The 20,065-nt window shown below is 54.9% G+C and carries 18 protein-coding genes; 10 read left to right on the top strand and 8 right to left on the bottom strand.

Translation table 11 applies throughout. The features are described from left to right. Nucleotides 1–24: 24 nt before the first annotated feature. Entirely contained in the window at nucleotides 25–1,503 is a 1,479-nt protein-coding gene (locus VFE46_12500) for a sigma-54 dependent transcriptional regulator (protein ID HZZ28814.1), read from the top strand. 174 nt (nucleotides 1,504–1,677) lie between these two features. Further along, nucleotides 1,678–2,007 carry a DUF883 C-terminal domain-containing protein gene (locus tag VFE46_12495; protein ID HZZ28813.1) on the top strand — a complete coding sequence of 110 codons (330 nt, stop codon included), beginning with the start codon at nucleotides 1,678–1,680 and terminating at the stop codon, nucleotides 2,005–2,007. A 123-nt stretch (nucleotides 2,008–2,130) separates the two neighbouring features. On the opposite strand, the gene VFE46_12490 is transcribed toward VFE46_12495, so the two are convergent. Both VFE46_12490 and VFE46_12485 read right to left on the bottom strand, forming a co-directional pair. Continuing rightward, on the bottom strand, nucleotides 2,131–2,364 hold the full coding sequence (locus tag VFE46_12490) for a carbon storage regulator (GenBank protein HZZ28812.1): 234 nt from the start codon (nucleotides 2,362–2,364) through the stop codon (nucleotides 2,131–2,133). A 330-nt stretch (nucleotides 2,365–2,694) separates the two neighbouring features. Next, complete coding sequence (locus VFE46_12485) at nucleotides 2,695–3,093, bottom strand: Hpt domain-containing protein (protein HZZ28811.1); 399 nt, start codon at nucleotides 3,091–3,093, stop codon at nucleotides 2,695–2,697. Between the two features lie 1,091 nt (nucleotides 3,094–4,184). Between VFE46_12485 and VFE46_12480 the strand changes: the two genes are divergently transcribed. Continuing rightward, nucleotides 4,185–4,835: a hypothetical protein gene (locus tag VFE46_12480; protein HZZ28810.1), complete on the top strand. Its 651-nt coding sequence runs from the start codon at nucleotides 4,185–4,187 to the stop codon at nucleotides 4,833–4,835. Between the two features lie 336 nt (nucleotides 4,836–5,171). On the opposite strand, the gene VFE46_12475 is transcribed toward VFE46_12480, so the two are convergent. Together VFE46_12475 and VFE46_12470 are read right to left on the bottom strand one after the other, a co-directional pair. Next, complete coding sequence (locus tag VFE46_12475; protein HZZ28809.1) at nucleotides 5,172–5,342, bottom strand: DUF1328 domain-containing protein; 171 nt, start codon at nucleotides 5,340–5,342, stop codon at nucleotides 5,172–5,174. A gap of 173 nt (nucleotides 5,343–5,515) precedes the next feature. Then, entirely contained in the window at nucleotides 5,516–6,970 is a 1,455-nt protein-coding gene (locus VFE46_12470; protein ID HZZ28808.1) for a sigma-54 dependent transcriptional regulator, read from the bottom strand. A 430-nt stretch (nucleotides 6,971–7,400) separates the two neighbouring features. Here VFE46_12470 and VFE46_12465 point away from each other — a divergent pair, with 430 nt between their 5' ends. After that, nucleotides 7,401–9,782, top strand: a complete 2,382-nt coding sequence (locus VFE46_12465; protein HZZ28807.1) for a PAS domain S-box protein — start codon at nucleotides 7,401–7,403, stop codon at nucleotides 9,780–9,782. A gap of 31 nt (nucleotides 9,783–9,813) precedes the next feature. On the opposite strand, the gene VFE46_12460 is transcribed toward VFE46_12465, so the two are convergent. The 3 genes from VFE46_12460 to VFE46_12450 all read right to left on the bottom strand — a co-directional run bounded on the left by VFE46_12460 (nucleotide 9,814) and on the right by VFE46_12450 (nucleotide 14,707). Further along, a complete protein-coding gene (locus VFE46_12460; protein ID HZZ28806.1) occupies nucleotides 9,814–11,730 on the bottom strand; it encodes an ATP-binding protein in 1,917 nt (638 codons plus the stop codon). Between the two features lie 89 nt (nucleotides 11,731–11,819). Continuing rightward, nucleotides 11,820–13,232, bottom strand: a complete 1,413-nt coding sequence (locus VFE46_12455; protein HZZ28805.1) for a sigma-54 dependent transcriptional regulator — start codon at nucleotides 13,230–13,232, stop codon at nucleotides 11,820–11,822. 23 nt (nucleotides 13,233–13,255) lie between these two features. Then, nucleotides 13,256–14,707: a HAMP domain-containing sensor histidine kinase gene (locus VFE46_12450; protein HZZ28804.1), complete on the bottom strand. Its 1,452-nt coding sequence runs from the start codon at nucleotides 14,705–14,707 to the stop codon at nucleotides 13,256–13,258. Nucleotides 14,708–14,955: 248 nt separating this feature from the next. On the opposite strand from VFE46_12450, the gene prfB reads away from it, so the two are divergent. From prfB to VFE46_12430, 4 genes are all read left to right on the top strand, one after another. Next, nucleotides 14,956–16,087 (top strand): peptide chain release factor 2 gene (gene prfB / locus VFE46_12445; protein ID HZZ28803.1). Its coding sequence is split into 2 segments (ribosomal slippage): nucleotides 14,956–15,024 and nucleotides 15,026–16,087, totalling 1,131 coding nucleotides; the frame shifts between segments, so codons are not numbered across the junction. An 8-nt stretch (nucleotides 16,088–16,095) separates the two neighbouring features. Then, a complete protein-coding gene (locus VFE46_12440) occupies nucleotides 16,096–16,644 on the top strand; it encodes a hypothetical protein (GenBank protein ID HZZ28802.1) in 549 nt (182 codons plus the stop codon). 116 nt (nucleotides 16,645–16,760) lie between these two features. Then, nucleotides 16,761–17,555, top strand: a complete 795-nt coding sequence (locus VFE46_12435) for a hypothetical protein (protein ID HZZ28801.1) — start codon at nucleotides 16,761–16,763, stop codon at nucleotides 17,553–17,555. 39 nt (nucleotides 17,556–17,594) lie between these two features. Then, nucleotides 17,595–18,152 (top strand): cytochrome c oxidase assembly factor Coa1 family protein, encoded by a 558-nt coding sequence (locus tag VFE46_12430; protein ID HZZ28800.1) that lies wholly within the window; start codon nucleotides 17,595–17,597, stop codon nucleotides 18,150–18,152. A 27-nt stretch (nucleotides 18,153–18,179) separates the two neighbouring features. Here the strand turns inward: VFE46_12430 and VFE46_12425 are convergent, their stop codons facing one another. After that, nucleotides 18,180–18,623 (bottom strand): PGPGW domain-containing protein, encoded by a 444-nt coding sequence (locus VFE46_12425; protein HZZ28799.1) that lies wholly within the window; start codon nucleotides 18,621–18,623, stop codon nucleotides 18,180–18,182. Between the two features lie 170 nt (nucleotides 18,624–18,793). Between VFE46_12425 and VFE46_12420 the strand changes: the two genes are divergently transcribed. Both VFE46_12420 and VFE46_12415 read left to right on the top strand, forming a co-directional pair. Further along, nucleotides 18,794–19,750: a rhomboid family intramembrane serine protease gene (locus VFE46_12420; protein ID HZZ28798.1), complete on the top strand. Its 957-nt coding sequence runs from the start codon at nucleotides 18,794–18,796 to the stop codon at nucleotides 19,748–19,750. A gap of 68 nt (nucleotides 19,751–19,818) precedes the next feature. Continuing rightward, nucleotides 19,819–20,065: hypothetical protein (locus VFE46_12415; protein ID HZZ28797.1), on the top strand; the 247-nt coding region annotated here is incomplete at its 3' end.

Genomic DNA, 20,065 nt, shown 5'->3' with positions numbered 1-20,065 from the left:
CCTCCCCCTGGAAGGACTTCCGGAATGCCAAACGTCCTGGTGATTGATGACGACCGGTCCGTCGTTCATCTAATTGAAAAAGCGTTTTCCAATCAATCGGAAGTTGAAGTGATTTCTGCGAGTTCTGCAGCGGATGGAATCGAGCGCATGCGGCAAGGCTCGATTGACGTGGTATTGCTGGATATCATGCTTCCGGATCTCTCGGGCCTGGATGCGTATCGCAGATTACGCGATTTGGATGCCAAGGTGCCGGTCGTATTCATCACGGTAGGGGGCACCAGCGACACGGCGATTGAAGCGATGAAATTGGGCGCTTTCGATTATTTGCTTAAGCCGCTCGATCTGGCACGTGTTCGTGAATTGGTTGGGCAAGCTCTAGAGATGCGGCGGTTGATGCATGTGCCGGTGCGTGTGCAAAGCCAGGATCCTAACAGCGCCAATGGCGATTCGCTGGTCGGCCGCACCACGCAAATGCAAGAAGTGTACAAAGCCATTGGACGTGTAGCATCGCAAAATGTGGCCGTATTGATCCGCGGCGAAAGCGGCACCGGCAAAGAATTGGTGGCCCGAGCGATCTACCATCACAGCGACCGGGCCTCGGGCCCATTTTTAGCGGTCAATTGCGCAGCCCTTACGGAAACTTTGCTGGAAAGCGAGTTATTCGGCCACGAGAAAGGCTCGTTCACCGGCGCTACTAGCCAGCGGATTGGAAAGTTCGAGCAGTGCTCCGGTGGCACCTTATTTATGGACGAAGTCGGCGATATGTCTCCCGTCATGCAAAGCAAAGTGTTACGCGTGTTGCAGGAGCAAAAATTCGAACGCGTCGGGGGTACGCAAACCATCCAAACCGACGTGCGCATCATCACGGCGACCAATCGTGATTTGGAACACATGGTGGCCCACAGTAAATTCCGCGAAGACCTCTATTACCGACTGAATGGCTTCACGATTAAAATTCCCCCGCTTCGAGAACGTAAAGAAGACATTTTGTTGTTGCTGGATTGGTTTTTGAATCGCTTCAAAAAAGATTTGGACAAAGACGTTCATGGCTTTTCGCCCGAACTGCTCGACGTGCTAATGAATTACTCGTGGCCGGGTAATGTGCGGCAGTTGCAAAGCGTACTCAAGCAAGCCATGGTACAGGCGACGGGCCCTGTGTTGATGGCAGACCTGTTGCCTTCAGAGGTGCGTGGCCAGACCTCCGAGGCGACGGCAAATGCCGGCAAGCCTGGTCCGGAATGTGACCTGACGACCTTGATTCAACAACGGCTCCAGGCCGGCTCGCAGTCGCTTTATGCCGAAATTTTGGAAGCCATGGAGCGGACACTGCTCACCGCTGTGTTGACCCATACCGATGGAAATCAATCCAAAGCCGCCGAAATTCTCGGGATCACGCGCGGTAGTCTACGCAACAAAATTCGGCTGCTGGGAATTAGTATTGAACGAACGGTAAATCTGGAAGAAAACGGGGCAGCCGACGAGCCGATTGCTAGCGAAGCCTAAATTTTCTAGTCCGCGGACAGGGAATGTCAGTCGCTAAGTGCCAGGCGCATCTTTTTGCGCCGAATATATGTTCTTTGGTACGGCTCTTGCTTATCTTAATGGGGCAGGATCTGCTTTTGCACGTCGAAAAGCGATGCTCTTTAAAGCGACTATTTACACCAAGGAGTTATGATCATGTCTCATGCATCGAACATAGGCCGCCACGCGCGACGGGGCGCCAAGCAAATGCGTTCCGCAGCCCGACGCATGCGCAATACTGCGGAAGAAGAAGGCAACGGTATGATGCATACCTTCCAGCAAATGGGGGGCGAAGCCATCGACGCCGTCAAGGATGGGTACGAAGGCGTACGAAACACAGCCCAAGAGTACGTCGATCAAGGACGGGCACGGGTCGGCTCCCTGGAACAGTCGTTCGAACGACAGGTCCAGCAGCGACCAGTAAGTTCAATTTTCGCGGCATTAGGCGTCGGGTTCCTGGCCGGATTATTATTCTGCCGACGGTAATGGCAAAGCTGCACGCTTGGAATAGCCATTCATTACGATCAATAAAAAAATCCCCGGCAGTGGTCGGGGATTTTTTATTTGTATTCAATTGAGCGCGAGACAAATATTTCTACGGCACTCGTCTTAATGCGCAATGCCTGCTAACAGCGGCAAAATAGGCTCTGCACCTGTTAGGCTGCCGAATTCCGCAAATTGGCGTCGGTCAAACTTCGGCGGAAGTTCTGTACGAGTAACAGGCACATTGCGAGGGGCTTCAATTCCGATCCGCACTCGCCCGCGCACGCTCGATAGCACTTTGATTTTGACATTATTGCCAATTGCAATCTCTTCTCCATCCCGTCGTGATAGCACAAGCATTTTTATGTCCTCCGTGAAATTGGCTCCTGCCAGGGAATCCGCGGCAGCAGTTTCGCCCCCTATGGTAGCAATTTGGATGCCAATCTAATTCTGTCCAGGCCTAGAAGTTCTTGTAGCCTGCCCGTTCGTCCCAGGATATACGCAGAAAGTTGAACTGGTTTAGATAGATAGTTTGGACAAATATCTTTTTCTTGAAATTAACTGAATTCCCCTTGGAATCCTGGAGGCCTCAATAACCCTTGTGAGCCGGTTTGGAACGATTTGAGCGACCAACGTTCAGATGATCGCCGTTTTTCAGCGGAATTTAACATCCCCGAAATTCGGCGTTCCTCATACATACGACCGAAGATCTTCCTCCAATCGTGTCTTTTCCCTGCGAACTCTTTCGATTAGCGCCGAAAAGTTTCCAACATGCCCTGTAGCTGCCAACTCTTCTAACTCTTGCAGCGATTGAATCAATTCCTTTGCGCCAAAATTTGAGGCGAGTCCGCGTAAGCTATGTGCGACCTGTTGGATCTGTGCAAGATTGTGTGCCTCGGATGCTGTGCGCAATCGTTCCAGCAAAACCGGGGAATCCTCCTCAAACATTTTCACCAAGTCCACCAAGATTGAGTGGTCGCCACCTAACCGTCTCAAAGTTCCTGGCAGATCGAAAACCACCGTGTCCTCGCTGGACTCATCCGACGGTATGATATGAGTGGAATCCACATTTTTTACTTTGGACGCCATAACTTTTTTCCCTTGAGGCTGATCCTGATTTTACAGTATTCCCGCGCCAAATTTGTATCGAATTTGTAATGGCGCAGTTACTCAGAAGCGCCCAATACTTGGTTTGAACATGCAAAAAATGTGCCTGCATTAGCTTGCGCAACAAGGGCGGGTGGTCTTCCCCTCTTCTTCTTAAAGGCTGTTCTTGAAGTAGCCATTTCCCCATCTCATAAACGTGCGCAGCTGCAAGGCCGGCATAAAAGTTGCAACTTGCTAAGGCCGGTTTTTATTCAGGCATTCCGAGCCTACGGGGCAAGATTGCAAAACTTATAGGGCGGACCCAATTATGCTGCGAGAAATCGAAAATGTTAGCAATCTTGACCGAGAACTTGAGCGGCGCGTGAGCATTTTCTTAGGACAAAAGCATTTTGCGCAACTGAGACGTGTGAAAGTCGAATCGCAGCAAGGGGTTATCACCATTCGAGGAAGAGTCAAATCCTTCCACGAAAGGCAGTTGTGCATCAGTTGTTGCCAACGGGTCGCCGGTGTTCGCCAAGTGCGAGACGAGCTGGAAGTTACATGGCATCCGTCGAAATCCGCGCCGCCAGTGCGATTGTGGCCGGCTGTGGCTGGTTGAACCCATTGGAATCACTCTGGAGCGCTGGCGACCAAAGTGTTGAGTTTTGCTAAGTGCTTTCCCCACAAACTAAAGCCCAATCATTCAAATTTCACTGGCACAGGGTTTGCAAGAAACTGAACCCAAACTGGAAAATCTGCAAAAGAGTTAATATATGAGACTTCGCATTTCTGCCGTTGCCCTTGCACTTGGATGCGTTGCATTTGGCGTCAGTTCAGTTTTCGCTGCGGGAGCGGGAGGAGGCAGCGGGGCCGGAGGAGTAGGAGCAGCAGGTGCCGGAACAGGAGGTGGCGGGGCTGCCAGTGGAACCAGCGGCGGAACTGGGACCTCAGGAGCCGGCCAGTCGGGCGGTGGCGCATCTGCTCAAGGCGCGCCCGGAATGTCGGGCAATACAAACTCTATGAATGGCATGCCCGGATCGTCGGGGAATACTCCGACGGAAAATGGGGTGCCAGGAACTTCTGGAAATGTTCCCATGGCTCAGCCGAACGCCTTGGAAAATCAGCCAAACACTGGGCCGTCCACCAATTTTGGTTCAAACAATAGCACGGGGGGCGCCAACGCCACCGGCAATGTGCCCGTGCCTCCTTCGAATGCCTTACAAAATCAACCAAACACCGGACCGAACAGCCGCACTGGTGCTGGATCTGCGCTGCTACCGCCGGGGAATCAATCGAATGTCAATACGGCGAACGGCACGGCAACGAACGCGCTAGGAGGAGGCGGCAGCATGGACAATACCCTCAATCCCAATCAGCCGCAAACCAATCAATTCAACGCCAACCGGTTGCCGACAAATTCATCTCGCCAGAATGGGCCTGACGATTGGCGATTCACTTTCAATAATGGCGAATGGTGGTATTGGATGCCCGGTAACTATTGGATGTTTTATCGAGGCAACAACTGGAATCGCTACAATCCCGACGAATACCAGCCCACGCAATATCGCACAGCATATCGGGGCGATTATATGAATCGCAATCAGTCCGGTTACTACGTTGACGAAAATGGACGACGATATCGGAGAGATTATTCCCCAGATAGTCGTTCCTTGCGAAATTCCAATAATGCGAATTCAGCCTCACCGGCCGGAACCATGCCGGCCCAAGGCATGCCGAATGGATAAAAGAGTACGGCAAGCAATTTTCGAGGAGGAGGTCGGCGGTGATACAAGTGCCTGCGTAAACCCCGAGATTGGCGGTGGTTTGCGCGCCAACCAGTGATCGCTGAACTGCTTCCTCATTTCTCTGCCGCCTTTGCGTCGCGGGTCGCAAAGGCGGCTTTTTTGCGCACAGAAATCCCCCGGACGCAAATTTCCTAGTGGTTGGCAGCCAAGAAAAGCGATCAAGCTTCACGGAAGGCTTCTCGACGCCTTCTCATATGCCGAATCGAAGGCCGCGTTAGAATGCGGTCGCTTCCACTTCCACTGACATTCCTTGTCAGTGGAAGGTGGCGACATGTCTCAGACGGTTCCTCGAGGACGCATGCCAGTCAGCAAGCTCACGACGAACAGCGCCAAGAAAATGAAGAATAAAATTCTGGCAATCTCAGCAGCTCCCGCCGCTAAGCCCAAAAATCCGAAAGCACCCGCAAAAATTGCCACAATGAAAAACACTACAGCCCAATATAACATGATCGGTTCTCCTTTATTCCAGGGCGAGCCGCCAAGCGATTGCCCCTTTGAGCCGGCGCGCCAAGTACAACACCAAAAACAAGCACGCCGCGTGCCAAACGCTTAGCAGATGATGGAAAATCTGTTTGGATGTTAATCAAACGATGCAGCGGGCTTGGCCGTTATTCGTCAAGCTATGTCGCCGGCGTGTTCATGTCGTTATCGCACTTCACCGAAATGGCCGACTCCACCGACATGTTCCGCGCATGCAATTTTCGCCGTAAGCTGGCGCGCGTAATTCCTAACATTTTTGCGGCCTTGGATTGATTTCCATTCGTATGCCGCAAAGTGCGGGCAAGTAAATAGCGATCCATTAATTCCACTGCTGTGGGATACAGCGAGCGTGATTCGTCCTGAAAGCAACGGTCAACGAGTGGTTTCAAATCGCTGCTTGGAATGCCTGTAAGCCTTTCCGTCCAGCTTTCGTTGAGTACTGATTCCGGCATAAACTCGGGCAAAATCACCGGCCCAGTCGACTGCAACAAACACTGCCGAACCACCGTTTCTAGTTCGCGTACATTTCCGGGCCAAGGATAATGCATCAGCACCGTCAAAACATCCGGAGAAAATTCACGAACATTTTTCTCCAATTCTTGATTTAATCGCCGTAAAAAATACTGCAACAAAATCGCCAAATCACCATTTCTGTCTCGCAAGGGTGGAATTCGAATCAAAAATCCATTGAGCCGGTAATACAAATCCTCGCGAAATTGCTTTTGTATCACCAATTGCGGCAAGTCGCGGTTGGTGGCAGCAATCACCCGAACGTTCGCCTGGATCGTTTCCGAACCACCCACGCGTTCAAATTGCTGCTCTTGTAGAACGCGTAAGACCTTACTTTGAACCAACGGCGACATATCGCCGACTTCGTCCAAAAAAATGGTGCCGCCGGAACATTGCTCGAACTTGCCCACGCGGCGCTGATGGGCCCCGGTGAATGCCCCTTTCTCGTGCCCAAACAATTCGCTTTCCAGCAGCGATTCCGGAATTGCGGCGCAATTTACTGCTAAAAATGGCCCCGCTGCCCGGTCGCTGTGATGGTAAATAGCCCGCGCCACCAACTCTTTGCCGGTGCCGCTTTCGCCCAAAATAAGCACTGTTGTATCTTGTGGCGCCACCCGGCCGATGGCCTTGAACACTTCCTGCATCTGGGGACTCTGGCCGATAATTTGCTCGGTGTGTGTGTCGTCATCCCGCAAGGTTTGGGCTTGCGATGGCTCGCCCACGCGACGTCGAATCGCCAGGGCACGCTCTACAGACCCCCTCAGCGTCGGCAAATCGAGCGGCTTCAACAAGTAGTCGTAGGCGCCGATTTTCATGGCCTCGATGGCCAATTCGCTGTTGCCGCACGTCGTCATGAACATCACCGGCAACTGTGGATCCATACTGTGAATTTGCCGGGCCGCCTCCAGTCCCGAAACATCGGGCAACATCATATCCAGCAGCACGACATCTGGATTTTCCGCGATCAATTCCAGTCCATCGTGGACGCAACCCGCCGACAAAACGGAAAAGGACGATTTTGCGAATGCTTGTTCGATGAGACGTAATACCGAGCGGTCATCGTCAATGGCTAATAATTTTGGCATTTCACTCTTCTCTATTCGCCCATAACCACGTTAACCTGACCTTCAAGCGGCTAAATTGGCACTTTTCGACTGCCTATAGCCCGATTAGAAAAACCGCAATGAAAGGTTCAAAACCCGCTGCCCAAAAATGCCCGCGAATTGAGTGCCGGTTTCGATTTTCACGGCAGCCGCAACGTGAATCCGAGATGAATGCTGGTGGATTGCCAACAATCTTCACATACTGGCCCAGCTTTTGGTTTGGAATTTGCTTAATGGAGCAGCGTCGCAATAAATCCCGCACGCTCTGTTTTTTTACTTCTCATTATGCATCCGATATAAGTCGGGCATCTTGCCCATTGGTTCCTTTTTAGCCAAGCTGGAAGTTATGTAGCCAGTCCAGGGAGATTTTTCGCAGTGCTTATTGCGCCCCGCACAAAAAACTAAAAAAAATTTGATTCATCAATGCTTGATGTACGCCCACGGCGACACAAAGAAAATGCAACCCGCGTCTTCCAATCCTCCGCATGACAATTCGGAACCGTTCTCCACTCCTGTCGAACTGCAGTTTCGGGAGATTTTAGATCGGTTTCCTGCCGGCGCGTATATTTGCGATGCCAACGGTCTGATTACCTACTTTAATGCTCAGGCGGTCGAGCTGTGGGGACGCCAGCCGAAATTGAACGATCCGGTCGACCGCTTTTGCGGTTCCTTTAAGCTCTTCCTGGCCGATGGCACACCGGTCCCTCACGATCAGTGCTGGATGGCACTGGGTCTACAAACCGGCAAAGCGTACATCCGCCAAGAAATTATTATCGAGCGGCCAGACGGCTTCCGCTCCACTGTGCTCGCTCATGTAAGCCCCCTCCACGATGCCTCCGGCAAGTTGACTGGTGCGCTCAATGTATTGATCGATATTACTGAGCAAGCCCACGGCACCACCGCCCAAGCATTACTAGCGGCCATTGTTAAATCTTCCGATGACGCCATTATCAGCAAAACGCTCGAGGGCCGAATCCTTTCCTGGAATGCTGGCGCGGAAAGAATCTTTGGGTATTCGGCCAAGGAAGCCATCGGCCAACCGATTACCCTCATTATTCCACCCGAGCGCCAACACGAGGAAACGGCCATCATCGAAAAAATTGGGCGGGGGGAGCGGATCGACCATTTCGAAACGGTGCGCATCGCAAAAAACGGCCGGCGATTGGACATTTCGCTCGCGATCTCCTCTGTGCGCGATCGTTCCGGCCACATTGTCGGCGCTTCCAAAGTAGCGCGCGACATTACGGAGCGAAAGCTGGTCGAAGCTGCGCTTCGCGAAAGTGAACAACGATTTGCCAATTTTATGCAGTATTTGCCCGGACTGGCCTGGATTAAAGATTCCAACGGGCGTTACGTGTTCGTCAACGACGCAGCGGAAAAGGCCTTTGGCCGAACCAAAGCAGAGCTGCTGGGCAAAAGCGATCGCGACATTTTTCCACCCGAAATTGCCGCCCAATTTTGCGAAAACGATCATCGGGCACTTTCCGCCGGCGCCGGCGTGGAAACCGTGGAGGCCCTGCAGCAAGTCGACGGCGTGCACCATTCCATCGTCAGCAAATTTCCAATTCCAGCCGCCGATGGCAAGCCGACCATGGTGGGCGGCATGGCGATCGATATCACCCAGCGTGTGAAAGCCGAACAGGCACTGCGCGATTTGGATTCTCGCAAAGATGAGTTTTTAGCAACGCTGGCCCACGAATTGCGCAATCCGCTGGCGCCCATTAGCAACTCGCTGCACATTTTGCGGATGTCCGGCGAGCTGAGTCCAACCACGGAACGCGTGTGCGGAATCATGGAGCGACAAGTCAACCACCTGGTTCGGCTCGTTGACGATCTGCTTGAAGTTTCGCGGATCACGCGCAATAAAATCGAGCTCCGCAAGGAATCGGTCGAATTGGCTGCTATTTTGCGCAGCGCCATTGAAACCAGCATGCCGCTGCTGGATGCCGCAGGGCACCAACTGGCGATCAGCGTCCCCACGGAACCCATCCTCTTGCAGGCCGATCCCCTGCGGCTGGCTCAGGTTGTCGCCAACTTGTTGAATAATGCCGCCAAATATACCCCTCATGGCGGGCAGGTTTGGATCAATGGCCGGCAGGAAGGCCAGTTGGCGGTCGTGTCGGTGCGCGATAACGGATTAGGAATTGCTCCCGACATGCTCTCCAAAGTTTTCAATATGTTTGCCCAAGGCGAACAAACTTTGGATCGCGCTCATGGCGGTCTGGGAATTGGCCTCACGCTGGCAAAAAATCTGGTGCAATTGCATGATGGCAAAATTGAAGCGTTTAGCGCTGGCTTAGGAAAAGGATCCGAATTTGTCGTGCGATTGCCTTTGGCACAAGCCGCGCCACTGAGCCCCGTGCAGGTTACGCCGGCTCTGGGGGACAAGGCCGCGACGCCTCCGCGCCGGATCATGATTGTCGACGATACCCGAGATTCTGTCTTCGTCTTGGGCAAGCTTCTGGAAAAACTAGGACATCGCGTATCCATAAACCACGACGCGGCTACCGCTTTGCAGAATGCCCGCAGGGAACGGCCCGATATGATCATCTCCGACATTGCCATGCCGAAAATGGATGGCTACGAGTTTGCCCGGCGCGTGCGGCAAGAGCCGGATCTCGTGGGAGTTGTCCTCGTGGCCTTGTCTGGGTACGGGCAAGAAAGCCACCGCAAACGGGCGAAAGAGGCCGGCTTCAATTACCACCTGATCAAGCCGATCAGCCTAGAGGACTTGGAAAAGGTCATAAGTTTTTCCTCTGCGGACGAAGCGACGGCAGGTCGTGTGGCCCAGTGAAATGGCGCAGGAAAATAGGCGTCCCCATGCTCTAGGAAGTTTGTGCGTTGCCAATTCGGCCCGCCACCGACGCCACGGTCGCCACGAGTTCAGCCGGCTCGACAGGCTTGGTAATATAGACGACAAAACCGGCCAGCATCGCGCGGGTTCGGTCTTCCGATCGGGCGAACGCCGTCAAAGCAATTGCAGGAGTTAAGCCCCCTTTTTCCGAACTAAGGGCGCGAACTTGTTTGAGAAACTGAAAGCCGTCGACTTCCGGCATGCCAATATCGCTCAGCAATACGTTCGGCTTTTCTCGCTCCAAAAGCGGGAGGCCTTCGTCCGCCGAGGCTGCGGTGATAACTTTGCCCCCGCGCTCCTCAAGAACATGCTTAATTAATTCGCGCGCATCCAATTGATCGTCCACGACCAGAATTTTGACTCCGTTCAAGTTGGTTGCCCGATAGTCAAACGGCATGGTAGAAGGGGTTTTGGGATGCAGTCGTGTTTCATCCTCTACCGGCGAATGGACAACCACCAATGGCAAATTCACGACAAACGTGGTCCCCTTTCCCTCTCCGGGGCTTTTCACCCGAACGCCGCCCCCATGCAATTCAACCAATTGCTTCACAATCGCCAGGCCCAGTCCCAAGCCGCTATAACTACGGGTCGTGCTGGCATCGGCTTGCCGGAAGCGATCGAACACGTAAGGCAAGAATTCGGGCTTGATTCCTTGCCCGGTGTCGGCGACGGTGATTTCAAGATGCGAATTGACTCGTTCCAAACGGACTTGCACTTTCCCGCCCTTGGGAGTGAATTTGACGGCGTTGGATAACAGGTTCCACAGCACTTGCTGCAATCGGGCGGGGTCGCCGGAAATGGGGCCCGCGTGCTGATCCAGAATCTGCTCGATCCTAATTTCCTTGGCCTCAGCCGCCGGCTTGATGCTTTGAATGGCCGCTTCAATAAAGGCGACCGGCGCTACGCGTTGAATGTCGATCCGGATTTTTCCGGAAATAATCCGGCTCATGTCCAGCAGATCTTCGATCAATTGCGTCTGTAGCCGCGCATTCCGCTCGATCGTTTCCAGGCCCTGCGACAACTCCTGCGACTCGTTGCCGTTTTGCCGTAGCAGTTGCGACCAGCCGAGAATCGCATTCAACGGAGTGCGCAATTCGTGCGACAGCGTTGACAAAAACTCGTCTTTCATGCGGTTCGCGTGTTCTGCCGCACTCCGCAAAGTACGTTCGTTGGCCAGTAACTTCGATTTATCCTGTTCACTTTCGCGGGCGCTTCGGAGCGCTTCGGTATACGTTTTTGCGGCGGCAAACAGTTGCCGACGGGCCAGAAAGGCGGATAAAATTCCAATCGCCACGCACAACCCTATGCTGGTGGACAGCACCACCCTCGCCCGCAGCCGCGCGGTGTGCGACAACTGCTGGCGCAATATGGTTTCCTGATCCACCAGTTGCTTCACATCTTGGCGAACTGCATCCATCAGCCTTTTGCCGGTGCCCGTAAGAATTGTCGACCGGGCATCCTCGCGCTGCGCGATTTTGGATTTGACCATTGTCGCGTACTGCTGCCACTGTTTCGACGAGTCGATAATTCGATCCAAAACGACCAATGCTTCGGGTTTTGCAGATAACGATTGTCGCAGCTCTTGGATATTTTCCTCGAGCGGTGGTAGGGCTTGGTCAAACGGCTCCAAAAACGTGGCGTCTTGGGTAATGACGTAGGCCCGCAGGCCGGTCTCCATGTCGACCATCAGCATTTGCACCTGATTTGTCACATCGGTGATACGATCGGACCTCTCGACGGCTTCGTTGACAGACAATAACATCGAAACTTGCCACACAAATACCGCGCCCACCAAAAATGCCAGCGTCAGCGGCAGAATGATCGCCTGGCTTAACAGCCGGCGGAATGCCTGCGGAAGGTCCGTCTTTTGTTCCGGGATCGACGCCATGGAAAAGCCCATTAGCAAATGAAGTGCCGATATATTACCAACTGGCGGCCAGCAGCTTAAGAGCCGTCGGCCGGTTTTGCTCGGCAAACCTATTCGGCATCCACTTCGCTGCTGAGTTTTTTACGCAGTGTGGCCCGATGAATTCCCAGCAGAGCCGCGGCCTGCGCGCGGTTCCCGCTGGTGGCAGCGATGACGGTTTGAAACAATCCCGGTTCCGTCGCATCTAAAAATTGCTGGTATAAGTTATCTTCCTGGCCGCCGGATGCCAATTGAGTTTGGGCCCAAACGCCGGTGGCCGCTTGCAGGGCCGAAGTAGGATCGCTGGCAGGCGATTGATCTAAATAGCTCGGCGGCGGAAGATGCTCGGGAGCAATGGCGCGACCGCGGGCCATTAACGCTCCGTGCTCTACGGCATTACGCAGCTCGCGGACATTGCCGGGCCACTCCCGGCGACAAAGTTCGGCGAGGGTTTCCTCCAGCAGGTGCGGCGGCGCTTGATCGGCCGGAGCCCACCGCCGCAGGAACCGTTCAGCCAATCGCGGAATTTCCTCGCGGCGCTGCCGTAACGGAGGCAACTGAATTTCGAACACCGCCAGGCGGAAAAACAAATCTTGACGGAACCGGCCTTCAGCGCACTCTTTTCGCAAATCGCGATTGGTCGCCGCCACTACGCGAAAGCCTGTACGGCGCGGTCGGGTATCGCCGACCGGTGTAACCTCCTGCTGCTCTAGCACGCGCAATAATTTTACTTGCACGGACAGGGGAATATCGCCCGCTTCGTCAAAAAACACCGTCGCGCCGTTGGCCAATTCTAATAGCCCCTGCCGAGCCGCCGTTGCGCCGGTGAATGCTCCCCGCACGTGACCGAATAATTCACTTTCGACCAAAGTGGGGCTTAAGGCCGCCAAATTGACCGGCACAAGCGGCGCCTCCCTCCGCAGCGAATGCCGATGAATGGCCCGGGCCACTAATTCTTTCCCCGTTCCACTTTCGCCGCCGATGAGCACCGGCGTATCGGTTGGCGCCACCAGCGCAATGCGCTTGAAAACTTCCTGCATGGCCGGGCTGGCCCCGAATAACTCCTCTTCTGCCGGCAGCGACTGAATCGTATTGTCTTCAGCGACCGCGGGGCCGGCGGCCTCCGGATGAGCTAAAGCGCGATGAATGACCGCAGCGGCCTGATCCAAATCGAACGGCTTGGGAAGGTAATCGAATGCTCCCTCGCCCAGTGCCGCCACCGCCGTGTTCAAGCTGCCAAACGCGGTAATCACCACAATTGGCACCGGGCCGGCCAAGTCGCGAAACTTGCCCATGGCCGAAAGTCCGTCCATTCCCGGCAGGCGAACATCGAGAACTACTAAATCTGGCTTGCTGTCTGGCACCTTTTCCAGCGCTTCTTCGGCCGACGAAGCAACGTGCACATTGTGTCCTTCGCCGCTAAGCAGCCGACTTAGCCCCCAGCAAATGCTTTCTTCGTCATCAACAATCAGAATATTGGACATGGTAATAGGACCATCGATAAAAATCAGATTTGGGAGTTCTCTGGCTGGCTGTATGCTGCGCCAATTTGCCGCGACAACGGCGTATCATCAAGCATTGGATTTTGCACCAGCGGCAAATGCACTTCAAAGCAAGTTTCTTCACTGACACGGTGAAACGCAATCCGACCCTCGTGAGATTGCGCAATTTGCTGAGCCACCGCCAGTCCCAGTCCGACCCCCTCGGGCTTGCTGGTGGCAAACGGTTCGAACAGCCGAGTTAACATTTCTTGCGGCGGTCCATTGCCGTTATCAATGACGCGCAGAATCACCCCCGGTGGCTCGAAATCGTTGGCACAGGTTTCTATTCGCACCCAACCTCCGGGCCCAGCGGCATCGGCGGCATTGAGCACTAAATTCATGAGCATTTGCCGCAGTTGAGCGGTGTTGGCTTGCAGTTGCCCGTTGCTCGTTGCGCGCTCCACGACGGATAAATGCACATGCCGATGTTGCAACGATGGATCGAGTAATTCGACAACTTCGTGAATTACATCGGGCAATTGACAGGGGATGCGCTTGGTGGCTGGCATCAAGTGGGGACTCTGCGGCGCGGCGAGAAATTGCTTGAGATTTTCCTCTGTCAGCGCTAGTTGCCGTAACGCTACGCTTAAGCTTTCCGGATCGGACGTGCATTCTCGAGCATGCAACTGGACCGCCATTCGCGCGCCGGTTACATTATTCCGTAGTTGATGCGCCAAGCCTCCGGCCAATTGTCCGAGCAGCGAAAGCCGCTCGCTGCGGCGAATTGCCCGCTCCATTTCCGCCAACTGCTCCGCCAAACGGTTCACGTCTTCCGCCAGATCGCGCAGCTCATCATTGCGCGAAGGCAACGAGATAGGCGAGTAAACTGCCTGGGCGAGGCGGCTGACCTGCGAACGCAATTCAAGAATGGGCCGCGTCAACCGTCCGGCAATCAACAGCGCCAATAGCGCCGTGGCGATCAACGCAACCGCTCCGACCATCAGTGGTGGCAATGCGGCTTCGCTGCGAGCCTCATGCCAAAATCGCACGGGGTAATAAATGTGAAGTTGGCCCGATTGCTGCAACCCTCGACCTGGCACGGCCAACAACATTTGAAAGTATTGTTGACCGGCAATGTCCACCGGCGGACCCAGGCGCAATTGCTGCGAATGGTCGGCCACGTTCGTGCTCTGGCCGGCGGGCAGTTCGAAATGCTTACTCTCCGCCAAGACTTGCCCGGCCGGATCCACGAAGACAAAATCTGCGCCCGACAAGCCGTGCATTTGGCGCAGCACCATGTCGGTCAGCGGAAAGCTGGAATCGGCCAAAGTGGCCGCTACCCCTTGCAACTGGTCTTCAATTTGCGATTTCGCCCGCGCCGTGGCCAACACGGCATTCAACACGCTAACCACACACACTACGCCCAATAGCACGAGCGCAAACGGGATCAGAATTTGGTACCGCAAAGGCCAACGCATAATCGCTAATTGAACGGTGTGCCGGGATTTTAGTGGATTTACCGCGGGATTAACTGCCTGGCCAGCCGGCCGACGGGCTTAGGAATCTATCTGCCATGATAAAGCTTCAACCGGGTTGCCGCAAACGATGGCCTATGTGCCCAACGCCAAATGGTGTTTTCATTTCACCGACAAGCCATATAATTGTGGCGATCATGTTTGCCACGTCCGGCCAGCAGAATTTTGTACAACTTTAACGCTGCCAAACCATGGAAAAAGAATTGACCGATCGGGCCGAGCGCATTCGCAAGAGAATCCTGCAGCTGCGGGACAGTCTTTGACTACGCTTCGAAAAAATCGGAAGCGGCCCAGATCGAACAGCAAATGGTTGCGGATGGCTTTTGGAGCAATCAGGCGGCGGCCCAGGCAACGGTAATGCAGCTAAGGGGGCTTAACTCGCTGCTTAAGCCCATGGACGATGCGATTCGCGCCGACGAGGAAATTCAAGCCTTAGTCGAAATGGGAGACGAAGACCCCAGTTTCATCCCCGAATTGCGCGAACAACTAGACCGGACCGAGTCCAAACTCGACGAGTTGGAATTGAAGTCGCTCCTCAGCGGGCCGCACGATGCCAATGCGGCCATTCTTTCCATTAACGCCCGCGATGGCGGCACCGATGCCAACGATTGGGCCGAAATGCTGCTGCGCATGTATCTTCAGTGGGCCCAAAAAAACGGGTATGAAACCGAGCTGCTCGACCGCCAGGACGACGGAGTGGCTGGCATTCAGCATGCGGCCATCACGGTTCGCGGCCCCATGGCTTACGGTTATTTGAAAGGCGAAACCGGCATGCACCGCCTGGTGCGCATCAGCCCCTTCAACGCGGAAAGCAAGCGACAAACCAGTTTCGCAGCGATTGATGTCTCGCCCGAAGTCAACGAGAGCACCGAAATTGAGCTGAGGGATGAAGACATCCGCGAAGATGTTTTTCGCGCCAGCGGCGCCGGCGGTCAACACGTCAATAAAACTTCCAGCGCCATCCGGCTCACGCATTTTCCTAGCGGCATTGTGGTGCAATGCCAAAACGAGCGCAGTCAGCACAAAAACCGCGCCACCGCTTTGAAAATGTTGCGCGCCCGCCTGGCCCGGCTCGAGGAAGAAAAGCAGGAAGCGGCGCTGGCGGCCAAATACAAATCGCAAGCGAAAACCGGCTTCGGCTCGCAAATTCGCAACTACTTTTTGCACCCAGATCAGCGAGTGAAAGATGCCCGCACCGGGCACTACATGGGCAGCTTTCATGCGGTGCTGGATGGCAACATTCAGGGCTTTCTCGATGCCTATCTTCGCTGGCGCGCCACCGGCGGCAAGCCCGTCGCAGAAAAAGACGGCGATGATGAGTAACACAACTCATGAGTAGCATCAGTGTGGGCACGCCGGCGTTGCGGGTCAGTTTCGAGAAGCGCGACGATCGATACATCCACCAAGTGTCGCGGCACTTCCCCAACGGAACCGGTGGATTACTGATCTCGCACGAAAGCAAGCCGGACGATCCTTGGCCGACCAGTCCCGCCTTGCAGTCACTGCATTTGGAAACCCAACCGGGCAAGGGCCAAATTGCCATGCTGGTGGGAATGGCGGGACGCAGCCACTGGTCGATGACCGTAGAAGTGGATGCCACGCAAAATGCACTTCTGTTCGACGTCGCCTGCAGAGTCCATGAGTCTCCGCTGTGGCTGGGCAGCACTTACCACGGCCTGAATCAACAGGGCGCCGCCTGGCCGCTCGATTACCTGTCGTTAAGCGCTTGGGAGGGAAACGCATCGGAAAAACAAATTCTGATTCAATTCGATCGCCGCAGCGGCAACGTGCGAATTCCCGCCCCCTCCGCCATCGGCAGTTTTCCACAAACTATCCGCTGGCGGTATGCAATTGCCCTGACGCAGCAACTCCCCGCTTAATTTTGGACCAAATTGCATCGGCAACTCTGCTGCATTGCCGTCTTGATTCACTGCCCTGCTTGGGCGACAATGCCGGCTGAATTCAACCTCCTTTTTCGTCATTCGTTATTACTCCCATGGTGTTTGAGCATATTGAAAAACTGAAACGGGCGTTTACCGACAAATATGTTGTGGTCGACGCCACACGACCAGAACTGGCCCGGTTCGCCAATGCAATTGGACTGATCAAAACCGTCAACATGAGTGGCCGGGCGCTGGTCGAGTTCGATCAGTACGACAACATCGGCTGGTATGACATCGAGTTGGATTTTCTAAAAGTTGTTCCCCAGCCAGAACCCAAATTAGCCGAAGCAAAAAAAGAAGCGGCCGGAAAAGCGGCCACACAAAAGGGAACGGAAAAAGTCACCGCCCCGGCGGCGTCTGCCGGTCAAGTCGCAGCGGCCAAAGCCGCCGCCAAGCCTGCCGCGCCCGCCGCCGGAAAACCAAGCACCGCCGATATTTTGGCCGCTGCCCGCGTGAAAAAAAGGACGGGCGAACCCGTGGCCGGAACACAGGCCGCACCCGCGGCCAAAACGGCTCCAGCCGCAGCGCCAAAAGTTGCATCGCCTGCCGCCAAGCCTGCACCGGACGGAAAATTATCGACCACAGACGTTCTGGCCATGGCCCGTGGCAAGGGTGCTGCACCTGCGCCGGCTGCATCGGCAGCTGCGGCTGCCAAACCTGTGGCCAAAGCGACCGTGAAGCCTGACGAGCCGGCCCCCATTACTCCGGAAGAAGCCGAGGAACCCGTGGCCGAAGCCGCGCCAGTTGTCGAGCCGGCCAAGCCGATCAAAAAAGCTGCCGGTGGTCCCAAGCCAACCACTACCGCAGAAAAAATTGCCTATTGCCGTCAGGTCGACGGCAACGGTTAACGGAACCAATCTTTGTCACGTGCCGAAAGGAGTCGCCCCATGTCTACGGTTCAAAATACGGCCCCCCAATCCGCCACGCCCGCCTCTAAACCGTGGGTTGCCCGGCATAAGTTGCTGACAATTTTCGGACTGCTAATCGTCGCCGCTGTGGTGGCATTTTATTTTCTGGGCTGGCCGCTGATGAAGTGGCGCTTCCACGCACTATTTGTGTCTTCGCTCGACGAAATCCGGAAAAGTCCGGTCGCCGTCCAGCGGTTGGGGGAACCTATTAGCGTACCGGTATTGCCGTTTCCGTCCGGCTATGTCTCCCAAGAAGGGGATCGGGGCGAAGCAAAATTCTTTTTTTCCGTCGTCGGCTCCAAAGATAAAGCGCAGGCCTCCTCGCTGCTAAGAATGGTTAACGGCCAATGGGGTTTCACGCAGTTGGTATTGGAATTCCCCGATAAGCAAAAGCTCGATCTGGCCACGGCCATTCAGGAGCGCGCCGGCAACGATACTCCCAAGTTCGATCCCAATGCCAAGCCGCCGGACGTGAAAGCGCCTAATCTGCCGGTGGACATTACCCTGCCAGATATCCCCGGGTCTGGCCAAAAATAGCCGCCGGATAAATCGGATTTCGGAGCGTCAATCGGGCTTTGCCAGCGGCGGTTGGCCGTACTTGGCGCGCAGCTTGTTCAGCGATGCAAACACCGCCGGCTGCGCGACAATCCAGCGTTCCACGGCACGTTTGCCTGGCAAATCCAAAAGTGCTAGCCCCAGCAACACCGTCAAAATTCCAGGACCAGGCACCAACGGCAACGCCATGATCACACCGGCCAAAAGTAACGCCAAGCCCAACAAATTCTTGGCCGTAAAGACCGCCAGCCGCACGGTAGGATGCAGTTTTTCCCACCGCATTTGCGCACAACGACGATGCGCGAAATAATCGGGCGGAATCCGCACAATCGCCCACGGAACGATGACCAGGGTAGCCAGCACCGTCAACAGCGATAAACTCATCAGCAGCCCAAACACCCAGGGATGGTGGGCGAACCAGTCGGTTACATTCCTGGCAATTTCCAGTATCATTTGCCCGTCGAAAGCTAGAATTCAAGGAAACCGCGCCGCACGAATTCGGGTAGGAAAATTACAGCCGGCGAATGTGCCTGCGAACCCGCCCTGGAATTCTAACGAAAAGCGCATTGACGGACGCCCTCACACACTCGAAAACTAACGACAAATTCGGAACTCATTTTATTATGCGACAGGCGGGCACCCTCTCCAATCGCGATCAGGCACAATGCTTGGTTGATTATTTGCTGACGCAAGGCGTCCAAGCCCGGATCGATCCCAACGGCGACGCTTGGGTTCTGTGGGTGCGCGACGAAGATCAACTTCCCCAGGCGGTCCGGGAGTTGCAAGAATTCCAGGCCAATCCCCTGGCCCCGCGCTATCAGCAAGCGGCAGCCTCTGCGGCGAATGTGCGGAAGCAGCAAGCCCGCGACGACCACGAGCGACGGAAAAATCTCATCGAAGTGCGCAACCGTTGGGATGTCCGGCCAACAGGGCGCAAAGCACTCACAATTTTGCTGATCGTCCTGTGCGTGCTGGTGGCCATCGCCACCGATGCCGGCGAAAAACAAGACAGCCCCGTGCTGGATTATTTGTTTTTTGCTCCCCCTCCGCGCACGTTTTTAGAGCAATTCAATTGGTCGCCGATCCAAGCCATCGCCCATGGACAAATCTGGCGGTTGGTGACGCCGATATTTATTCACTTCGGGCCGATGCACTTGGTTTTCAACATGTACATGTTTTATCTGTTTGGCTCGATCATCGAAGTCCGCCGCGGCACGCTGCGGTTCGGGTTGCTGGTGCTGGTGGTTGCTGTGACGGCAAATTTTGCCCAATATTATTTTCCCTTTCGGTTGCATTGGGGCGGGCTGCCGACCACTAATTTCGGCGGCATGTCGGGAGTAGTGTTTGGATTGCTGGGTTACATTTGGATGAAAAGCCGGTTCGAGCCGCAGTTGCAAATGTATGTTTCCGATGGCACGGTTCTATTTTTGGTCGTGTGGCTGGTTCTGGGATGGACCGGGGCGCTCAACCAGCTCGTCGGAGGCAGCATTGCTAATTGGGAGCATACCGTGGGCTTTCTAGTCGGCATGGTGATTGGCTACGCCCCGGTCGCTTGGCGAAAATTGACGGGAATGCAATAGCCCTGCCCGGCGTTTCAGGACCGAAAGTTCATCTCCCCCAAACTCGGGCCGGACGCTAGACTTCCGCCATGCACTTTTTGCTGCTGCCGCTGTTGTTGACCTTGGGAGACGTGCCCCAGCAACCTCCCGATATTGCTGTGGTTTGCCCGGCCGAATTTCGCCCCGCAATGCAGCCCTGGCTGGAGCGCCGCCAGCAGCAAGGGCACGTGGTCCAATTCCTCTCCAATCAAGGGAATGCGCTGCAAATTCGCGAGCAAATCCGGGCGTTGGCCAAAGATGGCAAGTTGCGGTTTATCGTCTTGGTGGGCGATGCCC

The organism is Pirellulales bacterium, assembly GCA_035656635.1.
GTDB lineage: Bacteria > Planctomycetota > Planctomycetia > Pirellulales > JADZDJ01 > DATJYL01.
This window is presented reverse-complemented; position numbering and strand designations above follow the sequence as displayed.